Annotated in this window: 12 protein-coding genes; 8 read left to right on the top strand and 4 right to left on the bottom strand. The window is 45.6% G+C overall.

The window, feature by feature from the left end; all coding sequences use genetic code 11:
- Nucleotides 1–15: 15 nt before the first annotated feature.
- The gene (locus ABIE50_RS05470; protein ID WP_142684096.1) at nucleotides 16–387 is read right to left on the bottom strand and encodes a hypothetical protein; all 372 of its coding nucleotides are present in this window, start codon (nucleotides 385–387) and stop codon (nucleotides 16–18) included.
- A gap of 129 nt (nucleotides 388–516) precedes the next feature.
- On the opposite strand from ABIE50_RS05470, the gene ABIE50_RS05465 reads away from it, so the two are divergent.
- Nucleotides 517–1,797 (top strand): UDP-N-acetylmuramoyl-tripeptide--D-alanyl-D-alanine ligase, encoded by a 1,281-nt coding sequence (locus ABIE50_RS05465; RefSeq protein WP_209867201.1) that lies wholly within the window; start codon nucleotides 517–519, stop codon nucleotides 1,795–1,797.
- 118 nt (nucleotides 1,798–1,915) lie between these two features.
- Nucleotides 1,916–5,254 carry a TonB-dependent receptor gene (locus ABIE50_RS05460; RefSeq protein WP_354027881.1) on the top strand — a complete coding sequence of 1,113 codons (3,339 nt, stop codon included), beginning with the start codon at nucleotides 1,916–1,918 and terminating at the stop codon, nucleotides 5,252–5,254.
- 124 nt (nucleotides 5,255–5,378) lie between these two features.
- On the opposite strand, the gene ABIE50_RS05455 is transcribed toward ABIE50_RS05460, so the two are convergent.
- The 3 genes from ABIE50_RS05455 to mce all read right to left on the bottom strand — a co-directional run bounded on the left by ABIE50_RS05455 (nucleotide 5,379) and on the right by mce (nucleotide 7,745).
- Nucleotides 5,379–6,296 (bottom strand): IS3 family transposase, encoded by a 918-nt coding sequence (locus ABIE50_RS05455; RefSeq protein ID WP_209867494.1) that lies wholly within the window; start codon nucleotides 6,294–6,296, stop codon nucleotides 5,379–5,381.
- Entirely contained in the window at nucleotides 6,191–6,748 is a 558-nt protein-coding gene (locus ABIE50_RS05450; protein WP_209867496.1) for a helix-turn-helix domain-containing protein, read from the bottom strand. Before ABIE50_RS05450 ends, ABIE50_RS05455 begins: the two co-directional genes overlap by 106 nt.
- Before the next feature lie 595 nt (nucleotides 6,749–7,343).
- Nucleotides 7,344–7,745: a methylmalonyl-CoA epimerase gene (gene mce / locus ABIE50_RS05445; RefSeq protein ID WP_209855110.1), complete on the bottom strand. Its 402-nt coding sequence runs from the start codon at nucleotides 7,743–7,745 to the stop codon at nucleotides 7,344–7,346.
- Nucleotides 7,746–7,873: 128 nt separating this feature from the next.
- On the opposite strand from mce, the gene ABIE50_RS05440 reads away from it, so the two are divergent.
- From ABIE50_RS05440 to ABIE50_RS05415, 6 genes are all read left to right on the top strand, one after another.
- Nucleotides 7,874–9,064 carry an IscS subfamily cysteine desulfurase gene (locus ABIE50_RS05440; RefSeq protein WP_502913905.1) on the top strand — a complete coding sequence of 397 codons (1,191 nt, stop codon included), beginning with the start codon at nucleotides 7,874–7,876 and terminating at the stop codon, nucleotides 9,062–9,064.
- Between the two features lie 129 nt (nucleotides 9,065–9,193).
- Nucleotides 9,194–9,934: a gliding motility-associated ABC transporter permease subunit GldF gene (gene gldF / locus ABIE50_RS05435; RefSeq protein WP_209855112.1), complete on the top strand. Its 741-nt coding sequence runs from the start codon at nucleotides 9,194–9,196 to the stop codon at nucleotides 9,932–9,934.
- Nucleotides 9,935–9,955: 21 nt separating this feature from the next.
- Entirely contained in the window at nucleotides 9,956–11,659 is a 1,704-nt protein-coding gene (gldG, locus tag ABIE50_RS05430) for a gliding motility-associated ABC transporter substrate-binding protein GldG (protein WP_209855114.1), read from the top strand.
- A 125-nt stretch (nucleotides 11,660–11,784) separates the two neighbouring features.
- Nucleotides 11,785–12,732: a TerC/Alx family metal homeostasis membrane protein gene (locus tag ABIE50_RS05425; protein WP_142684101.1), complete on the top strand. Its 948-nt coding sequence runs from the start codon at nucleotides 11,785–11,787 to the stop codon at nucleotides 12,730–12,732.
- A gap of 62 nt (nucleotides 12,733–12,794) precedes the next feature.
- Nucleotides 12,795–15,299, top strand: a complete 2,505-nt coding sequence (locus ABIE50_RS05420; RefSeq protein ID WP_209855116.1) for a bifunctional UDP-N-acetylmuramoyl-tripeptide:D-alanyl-D-alanine ligase/alanine racemase — start codon at nucleotides 12,795–12,797, stop codon at nucleotides 15,297–15,299.
- 60 nt (nucleotides 15,300–15,359) lie between these two features.
- The gene (locus ABIE50_RS05415) at nucleotides 15,360–16,013 is read left to right on the top strand and encodes a lipoprotein signal peptidase (RefSeq protein ID WP_142684103.1); all 654 of its coding nucleotides are present in this window, start codon (nucleotides 15,360–15,362) and stop codon (nucleotides 16,011–16,013) included.
- Nucleotides 16,014–16,364: the final 351 nt, after the last annotated feature.

Here is a 16,364-nt window from a genome sequence, read left to right as displayed (position 1 = left end):
TTATCTTTTTTTAGGTTATTGATCCGGGAGTCCTTTGGCGATCCAGCAAGCGATTGAGTCCTTTATACCCTGGCTGAGCGCGGGAAAAGACATTGATTGCGGCATATCCGCCTGTGGGCCGGTAACGCGCGCTTCAAAAACAGTACGATTGGCGTTGATAAACGTTTTCAGTTTTGCCTCCGTGGAAAAATCTGCCAGCGCAGGGGCATTGCCGCCCGGATGACAGCCACGGCTGGTACAGTTAGCCTGGATAATAGCAAAAACGGTGGCTGTTGTGATATGGGCTGCGTCACAGTCTACACCTCCGCTTACCGGCGCGGGGGCCTGTTCATTTTTACAGGCAGCCAGCAGCAGGCAGGCCATAAAAAAAAGCTTGATCCTTGTCATAGGTCTTTCAAATTTGATTCCTGTTGGCTTATACGGGATAATGATAGAATAGGTTGCTTTCAAAGGCACATAAAATTCTGCTATATTACATGATTAACCACTTATTTTTGTATCAAATAAGATCTGACCGTGAATATTGAACAACTATACAGCATCTATGAGCAACACCGCTCCATACAAACAGATACCCGTAAGCTGAAGGCCAATGATATTTTCTTTGCGCTGAAAGGCGGTAACTTCAATGGTAATGAATTTGCAGCCCGGGCGCTGGAAATGGGGGCCGCCTTTGCAGTAGTAGATGAAGCGGCTTATTTTACGGTGCCCGACAGGATGATGCTGGTAGAAGATGCCCTCACCGCCCTGCAGCAGCTGGCTTTGCATCACCGCAAACAGTTGAGCATCCCCTTTCTTGCCATTACAGGTACTAACGGTAAAACCACTACGAAAGAACTGGTTAGTGCTGCACTGTCGGCCGGCCTAAAAACATACGCCACCGTTGGCAATCTCAATAACCATATCGGTGTGCCCCTTACTATTTTAAGTATACTTCCCGATGTGGAAATAGCGGTAATAGAAATGGGCGCCAATCACCAGAAAGAAATTGCGGCGTATTGTGAAATTGCCCTGCCGACCCACGGTATTATCACCAATATCGGGAAGGCGCACCTGGAAGGCTTTGGCGGCGAGGAAGGCGTTAAAAAAGCCAAAGGGGAATTGTATGATTTTTTGCGTGCCAACAACGGAACCGTATTCGTATGCAATGATTATGGCTACCTGCTTGAAATGGCGAAAGGTATCCCTCACATCATTACCTACGGCAGCAGTGAGGCGGATTTCACAGGCGAAGCCATTACCGACACCGCTTTCCTGGCTGTGCAGGTACGGGGCAGCAGCCAGGTTGGGTTTATTCAAACACAACTGGTAGGCGCCTACAACTTCCCCAATGTAATGGCAGCTGTAGCAGTAGCCAGCCACTTCAACGTGCCTGAAACGGCCATTGCGCCGGCCATTGCGCGTTATACCCCTTCCAATAACCGCTCACAGGTAATACAACAGGGAAGCAACACCATTATCATGGACGCTTATAACGCCAATCCCTCCAGTATGAAAGCTGCTATCGAAAATTTTGCCGGCATCCAGGCCAATAAAAAAGTATTGCTGCTGGGCGCTATGATGGAGCTCGGAACAGACAGCGTAAAAGAGCACCAGGAACTGGTGAGCTTACTGGAACGCACACACTGGGAAGCGGTAGTATTGGTTGGCGGCGATTTCAGAAAAGTAACACACCCTTATATTTTCCTGGAAAATGCGGCAGAAGCCGGGAAATGGCTGCAGCAACAGCAGTATCAGGATACGCACATCCTTATCAAAGGCTCCAGGAGTACCGGCATGGAAAAGGTGCTGGCCTGATAACAAGGCGATTCAGCTGGCGGAAAGGAATCATTAAAATATTTGTTAACGATTTCATAATTGTATTATTTTTAATACTTCAATCTGTCATTTGAACTTTACCAAAATCTGAATCGCAATGCACAAAAAAATCTGGCGCTACCTCATTAGTATGCTTTGTTGCGTACTGATAATCCCTGCTGCCCTGTTTGCCCAGGAAACAACCGCTGATATAGCGGGTATTATTTTAAGTAAAGAAGGGCCTGTTCCCAGCGCAAGTATTACAGCCACCCATGTGCCCACCGGCACAAAATATAACACCGTTTCACGTAAAGACGGCCGTTATAACCTGCCTAACCTCCGTGTAGGCGGCCCTTATACCTTGTCTGTTTCCTACATTGGCTTTAAAGACGAAAAGCGCGACAATATTTTCCTCTCGCTCGGTCAGGATTTCAAAACAGACATTAACCTGCAATCCAGCACCAGCAGCCTTACGGAAATAGTAGTCACCTCTGTGGCCCAGAATAAAGTGATCAACCGGGCCCGCACTGGCAGCCAGGAAGTGATTACCCGTTCACAAATGGATCGCCTGCCTACTATCAGCAGGTCTATGCAGGACTTTACGAAGCTTACCCCTTCCGCCAATGGCCTTAACATCGGTGGCAGAAGCAACCAGCTGAACAACATTACTGTTGACGGCGCCAACTTCAACAACTCATTCGGTTTGCAGCCCACACTGGGTTCGCAAACAGCCTCACAGCCCATCAGCCTGGAAGCCCTGGAACAGATCCAGGTAAACGTATCCCCTTACGATGTAAGGCAGGGAGGCTTCTCCGGTGCGGGGATCAACAGCGTTACCAAAAGCGGTACCAATACTTTCAAAGGAGCTGTTTATACATATATTCAAACACCGGGGTTACAGGGCCTTAAGGTAGGCAATGCCACCGTACCTAAACCCGATTTCAATTATAACCTGCGCGGCTTCAACGTGGGCGGAGCTATCATTCCCAACAAACTGTTCTTCTTTGTAAGTGCCGAGCAGGAAAGGATCAAAGCGCCGGCAACCAGCCTTGTAGCCAACAAACCCGGGGGCGTGGCCGGCGGCAACGTATCACAGGCAGTAGCAGATACACTGGATGCGCTGAAACAATTCCTGATAAGCAAATATGGATACGACCCGGGCGATTATCAGAATTATAGTTACCGTACGCAAAGTGATAAAGTAACTTTTAAGGTCGACTGGAACGTAAATGATCACAACACATTTACCTTCAAATACAGCTACCTGAAATCATTTAAAGATATTCCCGCCAGCAACAGCGGAGCACCTGGTGGCGGCGCTGTAGGAAGCGGCCGTCAGCCCAGCGCTACCGGTCTTCCTTTCAGCGGAAGCGGCTATACTATCAACAATAATTTCAACATCTTTATTGCCGAGCTGAATACCCGTATCGGTAACCGTGCATCCAACAAACTGCAGATCGGTTACTCCGCTATGCGCGATTTCAGGAATGCCTTGTCACAAAGCAACTTCCCGCTCGTAGATATTATGAACGGGCAGGGCGCCAGCTATACCGCCTTCGGTTATGAGCCGTTTACCTATAACAACAAGCTCAATACCGATGTATACCAGCTGTCTGATATCTTCACCATGTACAAAGGAAAACATGAGATCACTATAGGAACGCAAAACTATTATAAAACATTCCTGAATGGTTTCGCGCCTAACTATAATGGTAACTACCGCTTTAATACACTCTCGGATTTTTATGCCAGCGCAAACAACGGACTGGCAAACGCGGTACGTTATACGGTGTCATATGCTACTACCAAAGATAAATCCTTCCCTTACGCCAAGATCAACATGCTGGAGCTGGGCGCATTTATCCAGGATAAATGGAGCGTTACCAACTTCTTTACCTTTACCTATGGATTGCGTATAGACGTTCCTGTTATAGGCAGCACATTTGATAAAAATGACTCCCTTGCTGCGCTCACTTTCAGAGATGGTGTGAAGATAGATGTTGGCCAGGCGCCAAAAACAACACCGCTCTTATCACCAAGAGTTGGCTTTAACTGGGATGTTACCCATGACGGTAAAACGCAGCTCCGTGGAGGCGCCGGTTTATTTGCAGGACCGCCTCCCGCAGTATGGCTGAGTAACCAGGCAGGAAACAACGGCGTACAGTTTGGATCATTTGTAGCACAAACAAGTGCCTCTACGCCTGTTATTCCCTATCCCTTCAATCCTGATCCCAATGCTTACAAAGGTGGCAGCCAGCTATCTTATCAATATAATATAGCCGTTACCGATAGGAACTTCAAATATCCGCAGGTGCTGAAAGCAACCCTGGCGGTAGACCGCCAGTTGCCATGGGGCGTAATTGGTACCCTGGAATTCAATTATTCCAAGGATATCAACGCCGTATATTTCCAGAACGTGAACCTTCCTGCTGCAGGGTTCCAGCTGGATAGCACCCCGGACCACCGCACGCGCTATAACTCCTCCAAAATATACGCAGGAAACAGCCTGAGCAACCCTAACATCAGCGATGCCATCCTGATGCGGAATACCAATAAAGGCTATTCTTATTTTGCTACTATCCAGTTACAGAAGAACCTGCCCAATCTTTACCTCAGCGCAGCCTATACATACAGTAAGGCCCGTAGCGTAAATGATGGTGGTACCATTGCACAGAGCAACTGGCGCGACCGCCCCGTAGCCGGCGATCCTAATGCCAATGTACTGGGTTATTCCAATTACTATATGCCTCACCGTATCATTGCTGCTGCTACCTACCGCTTTACCTGGGCCAAACATTTCGCCACTTCTGTAGGGGTGGTATATGAAGCGGCGCCAAGTGTTAACGGTCTTTACAGCACCACTTCCTACACCTACAATGGTGATGTGAACAATGATGCTTCCGGTGGCAACAACGACCTGATCTATGTTCCTAAAACCCGGAATGATATCAAACTGGTACCTGTAGGTTATGGCGATAAAACCTACAATCCTGCAACCAATGCGGACAAACGTACTACAGATATCATCTGGAACCAGCTCGACAATTTCATCAAACAGGATAATTACCTGAGCAGCCACCGGGGTGAATATGCAGAACGTAACGCAGTGGTGCTGCCATTCGCAAAACGTATGGACCTGAATATAACCCAGGATATCTTTGTTTTCAGCGGCAAGGAAAAAACCAAACATACCCTGCGTATCAGTTTTGATATCATCAACTTTGGAAACTTCCTCAATAAACGCTGGGGAATTTCTAAAATACCGAACCAGCCTTCATTCTTGAAATATGAAGGACAATACAGGGACGCCTCCGGCAATGCTACTGCGGCAGCCGCTTATTCTTTCCCTTACCTGGATGCAGCAAACCAGATTCCGCTCACCAATTCATGGAGGGATAATACCGGCACTATTTCAAGGTGGCAGGGGCAACTGGGTATCCGGTATATGTTTAACTAACGCGTATTTTGTCTTGGAACACTGATTACGGTGATTTTGATGATTACGCTGATGTTATTTTAAATAAGAAGGGAGATATAGGCGAATAGATTGTACTGCACCCCAAAGTTTAGACTTTTTTTGATTAGGCGGCTTGAGTTCGATATTGTATTGGACTCAAGCCGTTTAGTTTTAATTTGATTCTATCATTATTATAATATTCTATATATTCTCGAATATCCTTTTCCAGTGTAATTATGGAATCATATTTTTTCAGATAAAACAACTCTGACTTCAATATTGAAAAGAAGCCTTCCATAGCTGCATTATCGAGGCAATTCCCTTTTCTAGACATACTTTGCCTGATTTTATTGCCCTTAAATAATCGTTGCCAGGCCTTCATTTGGTATTGCCATCCCTGATCAGAGTGAATGATTAATTTTGTTTTTTTTGGCAGCTTAGTCAAGGCATTCTTTAGCATTTCTACAGTCTGATTACCTCTGGAATGTCTATCCAATGTATAGCTGATTATTTCACCGTTATATAAGTCCATGATTGGTGATAAATACAATTTTTCCCCTCCTACACTAAACTCCGTTACATCTGTTACCCATTTCTGATTGGGCTTGGCAGCATAAAAATTACGTTGTAGCAGATTGGGGGCTATTTTACCAAGTTCCCCTTTATAGGATTTGTACTTCTTTACTTTTACCAATGACTTAATCCCCAATTCTCTCATGATTCGCAGTACAGTTTTATGGTTAACAATGATGCCTTGTTTTCTTACAGCCAGCATAATTCGTCTATAGCCATATCTGCCTTGATGATGATGATAAATCTGCAGGATTTGAGTTTTTAGATTTGTTCTTTTGTCTTGTCGCGTTTTCTGATAATAGTAAAATGTACTTCTTGCCATCCCTGCTGCTTTTAAAAGCAGATCCTGGTTGTAATCGCGCCTTAATTCCCTGATGGCTTTTGCTCTTTTTTCTTTTTGTTTTGAGCTTGTTCTTCCTTCATTAAGGCATCCAACTTTTTTAGGTACGCATTTTCGGTGCGCAGCCATTCATTTTCCGCTTTCAGGGCTGCTAATTCTTGTTGTTCAGTTGTTAAGTTCTGATCTACTTTCGATGTTTTACGTTTCATGGGTTGTTTCTTTTGACCACTTCCCACCATTAGTAATCCCTGGCGGCCCTCACGCTTGTATATACATAACCAGTTATAGATGGTAGGAGCACTTGAGATACCGAAAATAGCGCTGGCCTCCATCAAAGATAAGGGCTTATTTAAAATTTCCTCAACTACTTTGACCCTGAATCTACTCGTGTACACCTTTAAACCAACCTGCAACTTTAGGCTTGCTTTACCTGCGATTCGATAATGCTCAAGCCATTGTTGGATACAAAAACGACTACATCCATAACGTCTGGCCACTGAACTAACGGACTGATGATCATTCCAAACTGCCCTCACAATTGCTAATTTTTGCTCAAAACTGTATTTCCTGCGTTTATCCATAAAAAATGCCCCCTAAAAGTGTCTAACTTTTAGGGGGCAGTACAAGATGTCGCATATATCTCCCTTAATTATTACAGAAAATTCAAAATAACATCAGCGTAATCATCAAAATCACCGTAATCAGTGTTCCAAGACAAATATGCGATACACAATTTATTGAACTCATTGAGCGTTAAGTAAGCAAGAAAGACCTATCCTGCCCGAAGTAATTCCCTTATATTTTGAAATGAATCTACCCTTAGTGGAAGAAGTGGCTAAAAAAAAAGACCTGCAAGCTAAAAAACCCGCAGGTGTTCATAACCTATGCCAACTTTAGAGTAATCATAAAAACTTAAACCGCTAGTAACCTATAAAGCCTAAGTTTTGTAATATTTTGAGTATTGATGTTCTGTCTATTTGTGTATAATGAGATAACGTTATGGAAAATGTATTTGTTCAAAAATTTATAAAAAATATTTTTGGTCTTAACATTTTGGGCCCTTCTTTCCGGGGTGTTTGATATTACTTACGGATCAGAATTTCCTTTGGATTGCTAAAATGGAAAAAAAATTAAAAAAAATATTATTATTTATATTTTAAATATATAAGTAAATGCTTACTTGATATCCTGGCATATTTCGATCAAAACCCCGTTACTATGCCTAGGATGCAGGAAACAGATCAGCTTATTATCAGCTCCCTTTTTGGGTGTTTCCTGTAATAAAACGAAACCTTCCTGTTGCAACCGTTTCATTTCTGCCTGGATATCTTCCACCTCGAATGCGATGTGATGCATTCCTTCACCTTTGTTTTCCAGGAACTTTGCGATAACGCTATCTGGTCCGGTGGCTTCCAGCAATTCTATTTTGGTTTCCCCCTGCCGGAAGAAAGCGGTCTGTACCTGTTCACTGTCTACCACCTCCTGCTTATAACAAGAGGCGTTCAGCAGTTTTTCAAATAATGGAATGGATACAGATAATTCCTTAACGGCAATGCCTATATGTTCTACCCTGAGCATGTTTACAATTATTTATAGATGCGCGGAACCCGGTATCCGTACCGACTTTCCGGAATAGCTTAACCCGGTAAAAATAGAACTTATGTTGTAATTTTGTTTGGCCCGGACCTTAATATAAACAGAAAGATATGCTGCAGTTGCCCGTTTATCTTGATAATAATGCCACTACACCCTGCGATCCCAGAGTGGTAGCTGCTATGTTACCCTATTTCACGGAGATGTTTGGCAATGCCGCCAGCCGGAGCCATCCGCTGGGGTGGGCGGCAGAGGAAGCAGTAGATAATGCCCGGGAACAGGTGGCCAGGCTGATTGGCGCCGAACCTAAAGAAATTATTTTTACCTCCGGCGCTACAGAAGCCGTTAACCTGGCTATTAAAGGCGTATACGAAGTGTATAGCGGTAAAGGCAATCATATCATAACTGCCATTACCGAACATAAAGCAGTAGTGGATACCTGCAAACACCTGGAAAAACTGGGCGCACATGTTACCTGGCTCCCGGTAAACCATGAGGGGCTTATTGACCTTCAGCAACTGGAAGCTGCTATTACGCCCCAAACCATCCTGATAAGCCTGATGTACGCTAATAATGAAACCGGGGTTATTCACCCGGTGCGCGCTATCAGTGATATTGCCCGGAAACACGGCGTGCTGTTCATGACGGATGCCACCCAGGCAACCGGAAAAATCCCGGTAGATGTAAACAACGACGGCATAGATCTGCTCACCCTCAGCGCCCATAAAATGTACGGGCCTAAAGGAACGGGCGCTTTATATGTTCGCCGGCGCTCTCCCCGGGTAAAGCTCAATGCGCAAATCGATGGAGGCGGTCATGAAAGAGGCATGCGCTCGGGTACCCTGAATGTGCCCGGCATTGTAGGACTGGGAAAAGCCTGCGAGCTATGCCTGGAGGAAATGGAAGCGGATGCCCAACGTATCCTTCCCATGAGGAACAGGCTGGAAAAAGCCCTGCTGACAATAGAACAAACCTTTTTAAACGGCACCCCCCTCCAACGCCTGCCACATACCTCTAACCTGTCGTTTAAGTATGTGGAGAGCGAAACCCTCATGATGGGCTTTAATAAAAAGATTGCAGTCTCCTCCGGATCGGCCTGCACCTCCGCCTCCATGGAACCCAGCTACGTTCTGAAGGCAATGGGGCTTAGCGACGATCTCGCCCATGCGTCGCTCCGCTTTGGCCTCGGACGGTTCACCACGGAGGAACAAATCGATTTTACCATCCAAACCATTACCGAATCGGTAAATGAACTGAGAAAAGTAAGCCCCATCTGGGAAATGTACAAGGATGGAGTACTTTAAGCTCACTTTTACCCCATGTACACGTAAAGGATACAGGCACTCCGGCGCCTCCGTACAATAGGCGGCAAGGTAATAGCGTTTACCCTATATTTGTATCTTTACTAATATCCTAATCCTTACAAACTGTTCATGCTAGCCGTCTTTAAGAAAGAGATCAACCAGTTTTTCAGCAGTGTTACCGGCTATGTGGCCATCATACTGTTTTTACTGGCGAATGGATTAATGTTGTTCGTTTTCCCGGAAACCAGCCTGCTGGATACCGGGTATGCCAACCTGGATCCGCTGTTCAACCTGGCGCCGCTTATTTACCTGCTGCTTATACCTGCCATTACCATGCGTTGCTTCGCAGATGAATTCAAAACCGGTACTATGGAATTACTGAGCACAAAACCACTTACCGGCTGGCAGATTGTAATGGGTAAATTCTGGGGCAGCCTGCTTATTGTGGCCATTTCCCTGCTTCCCACCATCATTTACTATTTCGCGATAAAACAATTAAGTGTAGATAACCAGCAGCTCGATACCGGTGGTATCGCCGGCTCTTACATAGGCCTGTTGCTGCTGGGAGCCGCATTCACCGCCACAGGCATCTGGTCGTCATCCCTCACCAACAATGCCATGATCGCTTTTCTCATTGCATTGTTTACCTGCTTTATACTGTATAACGGCTTTGATGCAATAAGCAAAATACCGGCCTTTAGCGGCGGCGCCGATTACTATCTGCAGATGGCGGGGATCAAATTCCATTATACCTCTATCAGCCGCGGCGTAATTGATAGCCGCGATATTGTTTACTTTATCAGCATTATAGGCCTGATGCTTTATCTCACTAAATTATCCCTCCAAAGAAAACTCTGGCAAAACGGTTAACAACCGTTCTTACTAAATAACATGGTTACACGAAAAAAATACATACAACGTGCAATAGCAGTAATACTGGTACTCACGGGCATTAATATAGCAGCAGCCTATTTTCACGGCAGATGGGATCTGACAGCGGAAAAGCGTTATACGCTCACCGCCAGCACCCGGCAAATGCTGCGCAAACTGGACAGCCCGGTGGAAATCGAGGTATTCCTTAAAGGTGATTACCCGGCCAGCTTCCGGCAACTGGCACAGTCAACCTCCGAACTGCTGGAAGAATTCAGAGAATACGGCAGGCAAAATCTCCGGTTCACCTTTGTGAATCCCGGGCAGGGCCTTTCGGATTCCGCACGCATGAAGTTCCTCGGCGAACTCACCGCCCAGGGTATCATGCCTTTTAATATGAAAGTACAGCAGGAAGCCAACGACGGCTTTGCGGAGAAACTTATCTTTCCGGGCGCACTGGTACATTACAAAGGCAAAACATTGGGAATAAATCTCCTGAAAAACCAGGGCGGACAGGATCCCATGCAAACCATGAACAGCTCGGAAGCCTTGCTGGAATACCAGTTTGCCTATGCAATCCACAAACTGCAGGAAAAAGAAAAACCACTGGTAGGCTATATGCTTGGCCATGGCGAATCGCTTGGAGCCGAAGTATACGATGCTCTCAGCACCCTGCAAACCAATTATGGCCTGGATACCCTTACCCTGCAGGCCGCTTCCTATATTCCCCGCGATTTTGATGTGATCCTGTTTGCGAAACCTGCCGGCGCCTTTTCTGATGCAGATAAGTTTAAGATAGATCAATACGTGATGAATGGGGGTAAAGTGCTGTGGTTTATCGATGAATCCAGCGCCAGTATGGACAGTTTGCATGAGCATCCTGAATTTTTTGCCATGGACTGGGGACTGAACCTGGAAGACCTTCTGTTCCGCTATGGCGTACGTATTAACCAGGACCTCGTATTGGATCTGCAGAGCGATGTGGTACCACTGGTAGTGGGCAATGTGGGCAACCGGCCACAGATACAGCCCATGCCTTTCCCATATTTTCCTATGCTGATGCCCACCAAAGCGCATCCCATAGTAAAGAACCTGGATATGGTACTGAGCCGCTTTGCAAGTTCCATCGATACTATAAAAAACGACGCCATCCGTAAAACCATACTGCTTACCACTTCCAGGAACAGCCGTACCACACGGCTGCCGGCGCAGGTAAGCTGGGATATTGTAAAAACACAGCCTAACCCGCGCGACTACCGGCAACGTTACCTGCCTGCAGCTGTACTGCTGGAAGGTAAATTCACGTCGCTGTTCCGCAACAGGGAAAACCCCGAAGCCGTAAGCCAGTTGTTTCATGCATCCGGACAGCCTTTCAGGGAATCTGCCGATACTATCAACAAAATGATTGTAGTAAGTGATGGCGACGTAATTGCCAATGCAGTATCGCGTAAAGAAGGACCGCTGCAAATGGGCATCAATGAATTTAACCCGGGCTTTGCCTTCGCCAATAAGGAATTTTTTCTCAACTGCCTGGAATATCTCTGCGGAAACAGCGGTATCATGGAAGCCCGGAACAAGGAGCTGACACTGCGTTTGCTGGATGGGGAGAAGGTGAGACAGGAAAAGACCAAATGGCAGGTGATCTGTTTCCTGGTGCCGGTAGGACTGGTTTTACTATTTGCCATGGTATTCCAGTTTATACGGCAACGTAAATTTACTGAATAGCCTGAAATGCTGTAAGGCGCTGTATTACAGAGCTTACTGCAGCATCTGCTTAGAGGAAAAGGCCAGCTTAAACCGGAAACCTAGCCGCCGTTTTCCTATCTTTGCTGCTCACAAAATGCAATCACGTGGGAAAAACAGAGATAACATATCTGGTATTTTTTATTGTGATCATCCTGGCGGTTGTATTTGATCTTGGCTTTTTTAGCAGGAAGAATACAAAAACAAGTTTAAAAACAGCGCTCTGGCAAAGCATTTTCTGGGTAGTTTTATCTATGCTCTTTTTTGGGTTCATGTGGCTGGAAGACGGCGCAGAACCGGCCATCAGCTTTTTGAGCGCATACCTGATGGAGAAATCCCTGTCGATAGATAATATCTTTGTGTTTGTACTCATCTTTAGTTTTTTTAAAATAAAAGAAGAGTATTATTCCCGGGTGTTACTCATAGGTATCCTGATGGCGATCATTTTCAGGGCCATATTTATCTGGCTGGGGATTGCGCTTATAGAAAAATTTGAATGGGTTTTATACATTTTTGGTGCTTTTCTCATTTATACCGGTATTAAAATGTTTATCACGAAAGAGGATAATGAATTTAAACCGGAAGAAAATGTGATTTACCGTTTTATGAACAAATACATGCGGGTAACCATGGAAGAGCCTAAGGGCAGGTTCCTGATCCGTAAACATAATAAGGCTTATCTCACCACGTTATCACTGGTTGTAGTGATGCTGGCAATAACAGATATCCTATTTGCGGTAGATTCTATCCCGGCTGTATTTGCTATTTCACGGGATCCGATGGTAGTATATACCTCTAACATATTTGCGGTTTTGGGACTCAGGTCCCTGTTCTTTTTACTGAGGGGAGCGGTTGATAAATTTGATTATCTGCCCCAGGGTATTGCCATTGTCCTGGTTTTTATTGGACTGAAAATGCTGGCAGAATATTTCCTGCACAAGCATGATATTCAAATACCGGTATATGTATCGTTGATAGTGATTGTACTATGCCTTGGAGGTTCTATCCTCTATTCTCTCTATCATCAGAAAAAAGAATTACCGAAGCAGACGTGAAGTAAAAAGCTGCGCAAACAGCAATTTTGCAGCAGTTAAGTGATTATTCAAACCTGATAAACGTGTATAACGCAGCAAGTATCAACAAGACTTTGAAAGGGGAATTGTTGCAAGAGACCGGATTTTCTGAAATTGACCATCTTTTATTGGACAGCCGGAAGCTCAGCTTCCCCGAAACATCTTTGTTTATTTCATTGGTTAGCCCGCGGCGCAACGCGCATCAGTACATAGAAGAATTGTACCGCAAAGGGGTCAGCAATTTTGTAATAAGTGAACAGGTACCCCTGGAGAAGTATCCGAAAGCCAACTTTATCCTCGTTAAAGACACCCTGCAGGCATTACATACGCTGGTGGCCTTTCACCGGCAACAGTTCCATATACCCGTTATTGGTATTACCGGCAGCAATGGCAAAACCATTGTAAAGGAATGGTTGTTCCAACTGCTGGAAAAGGATTACAATATTGTTCGCAGTCCTAAAAGCTATAACTCACAGATAGGCGTTCCCCTTTCTGTGTGGCAAATGAAACCGGAACATCAGCTGGCGATCTTTGAAGCAGGTATTTCGCAACCCGGCGAGATGGTGAACCTTGAAAAAATTATCCGCCCCACTATCGGCATCTTTACCAACATAGGAGAGGCTCACAGTGAAGGCTTTTTAAATATCCGGCAGAAAATAAATGAGAAGCTGGTGCTGTTTGCCAAGAGCGATATTCTTATCTATTGCAAAGATTATCTCGCCCTCAATGAATGTGTGCTTGCCTTTCATAACCAGGTTGGCAAAAAAGAAAACCAGGAAGGAGGCCCCGAACTGTTTTCCTGGTCCAGGAAAACAGATGCCGATCTGCGTGTAACCAATGTGGATAAGAAGGACAACCATACCCGCATAGATGTCCTGTACAAACAAGCACCCCTGCATTTCCAGATCCCTTTTGTTGATGAAGGATCTATCGAAAACGCCATTCATTGTGTGGCCCTTATGCTATACCTGGGCAAGGAACAGGCCGTGATACAGCAAAGGATGGATCAGCTCAGCAATATTGCCATGCGCCTGGAACTGAAACAGGGGATCAATAACTGCTCTGTGATCAACGACAGCTACAACCTGGATCTCGGTTCCCTTACCATTGCGCTCGACTTTCTCCAGCAACAGCAACAGCACGCCACCCGTACGGTTATTCTCAGCGATATCCTGCAAAGCGGAAAAAGCGATGCTACTCTTTATGAAGAAGTGGCCGACCTTTTACAAAAGAAAGGCATCAATAAACTTATTGCTATCGGTAAAAATATTGGCCGGGAGAAAAAGAGCTTCCAGCAGATAGAAGGTCTGAAGACCCAGTTCTTCACCACTACCGATGAATACATACAACAGTTCAATGCCGACGATTTCCAGAATGAAACCATCCTGGTAAAAGGTTCCCGCATTTTCCAGTTTGAACGCATCGGCAAACTACTGGAACAAAAAGCGCATCAAACCATCCTGGAAATCAATCTTACTGCCATCTCACATAATGTAAAGCTGTACCAGTCGCTGTTAAAGCCCGATACCAAATTAATGGCAATGGTGAAAGCATTCTCCTATGGCAGTGGCAGTTTTGAAATAGCCAATCTCCTCCAGTTCCATGGGGTGGATTACCTGGCGGTAGCCTATGCAGACGAAGGCGTGGAGCTGAGAAGGGCCGGTATTACCATGCCCATCATGGTGATGAACCCCGAACCTGCCAGTTTCGATGCTATTCTTCACTGGAACCTGGAGCCTGAGATTTATTCCATGCAGATACTCCTGCAGTTTATGGAAGAAATTACTACTGCAGGCAAAACAGCTTTCCCCGTTCATATAAAGCTGGATACCGGGATGCACCGTCTTGGCTTTGTGAAAAGTGAGATCCCCGAGCTGGCGCAGATACTCACCGCCACTCCGCTGATGAAGGTACAGTCCATTTTCAGTCACCTGGCCGCCAGTGAAGATCCCGCAAAAGATGCCTTCACCCAGCAGCAGGGCCGGTTGTTTTATGATATGAGCCACGAACTGCAGAAAGCGCTGGGCTATACCGTGATCCGCCATATCGCCAACAGTGCCGCCATTAGCCGCCATCCGGATCTGCAACTGGATATGGTACGACTTGGCATAGGAATGTACGGCATCGACAGCAGCAATGGTATCCAGGATCAGCTCCGTAATGTAAGTACACTGAAAACCACGGTAGCACAGCTGAAACACCTGGAAGCCGGCGACACCGTGGGTTACGGCGGCAAATGGGAGGCAAAAGGGCCGGCAGTAACAGCTACCGTGCGTATTGGCTATGCCGATGGTTATCCCCGCAGGTTAGGTATGGGCACAGGTAAAATGCTGGTGCGCGGCAAACTGGCGCCAGTGGCCGGCGTAGTGGCCATGGATATGCTTATGCTGGATGTAACACATATCCCCGATGTGGCAGAAGGCGATGAAGTGATCGTTTTCGGCCAGGATCTGCCTGTACAGGAGCTCTCCAACTGGGCTGAAACCATTCCCTATGAAATATTAACAGGAATTTCACAACGTGTAAAAAGGGTATATTTCCAGGAATAATGATATTGCAGGCTTCGACTTTGAAATAAACTATTATTTTTGATAAAATTCTAATATCAGTTGAAATATCGTCACGTAGTAATTATCGTTATCCTGATCCTGGCTATCGACCAGACACTGAAATTCTGGATCAAGACGCATATGTTTATGCAACAGGAATTTGTGATTTTCCCCAATTGGTTCCGGATCCACTTTATTGAAAATGAAGGTATGGCCTACGGCCTTAAGTTTGGGGGCGACTTTGGTAAAATACTCCTCACGCTTTTCCGCCTGGTGGCTGTGGTAGTAGGTTTTGTGTATATGAAAAAGCTCATCAGGGAAAAATACAGCACCGGTTTGCTGATCTGTGGATCCCTGATCCTGGCTGGAGCTGCCGGCAACCTGATCGACAGCATGTTTTACGGTCTTATCTTTAATGACAGCATAGGTTATGATGTAGCGAAGTTTATGCCTGCCGGCGGCGGTTATGGCAGCTTTTTACATGGCCGCGTGGTAGATATGCTATACTTCCCAATTTATGAAGGTTACCTGCCTAAATGGGTGCCGTTTAAAGGTGGCGACTACTTCGTGTTTTTCCGCCCTGTATTCAATGTGGCCGATGCAGCCATTTCTACAGGCGTTATCGCTATCCTGCTGTTCCAGAAGCGTTTCTTTGGAAAGCATATGCAGCCCAAAGCCGTTGAGCACCCTGTGGCGAAGGATCCTGTAGCATAATTACCAAACTTATTTATATGCAAAAGCGTCCGCCGAACGGCGGACGCTTTTTTAATGAAGGAGGTTGTCTGACGCAGGATTAATCATCATAAATCCCTGGTGCTCCAATCGCCTCACCCTGAATAGATTATAGCCCCCAATGCAGTCTCCCCGCACTTCCGGCCCTGGCTTTTTCCAAATTATACCCGCATTTGCTTTGAAATGAAAAATACCCGGGCTATATTTGTCTACTAATTCTATAGACTATATGATAATACTTTTTACAAAGCATTCATTTTCAGTACGATGTTGAGGCACGACATTGAAAAAAAGTCCCCTTATCAATTTATCATTCCAGAATCAATAATGTTT

Origin of the sequence: Chitinophaga sp. OAE865 (assembly GCF_040546735.1) — a bacterium.
GTDB classification, from domain to species: Bacteria; Bacteroidota; Bacteroidia; order Chitinophagales; family Chitinophagaceae; genus Chitinophaga; species Chitinophaga polysaccharea_A.
This window is presented reverse-complemented; position numbering and strand designations above follow the sequence as displayed.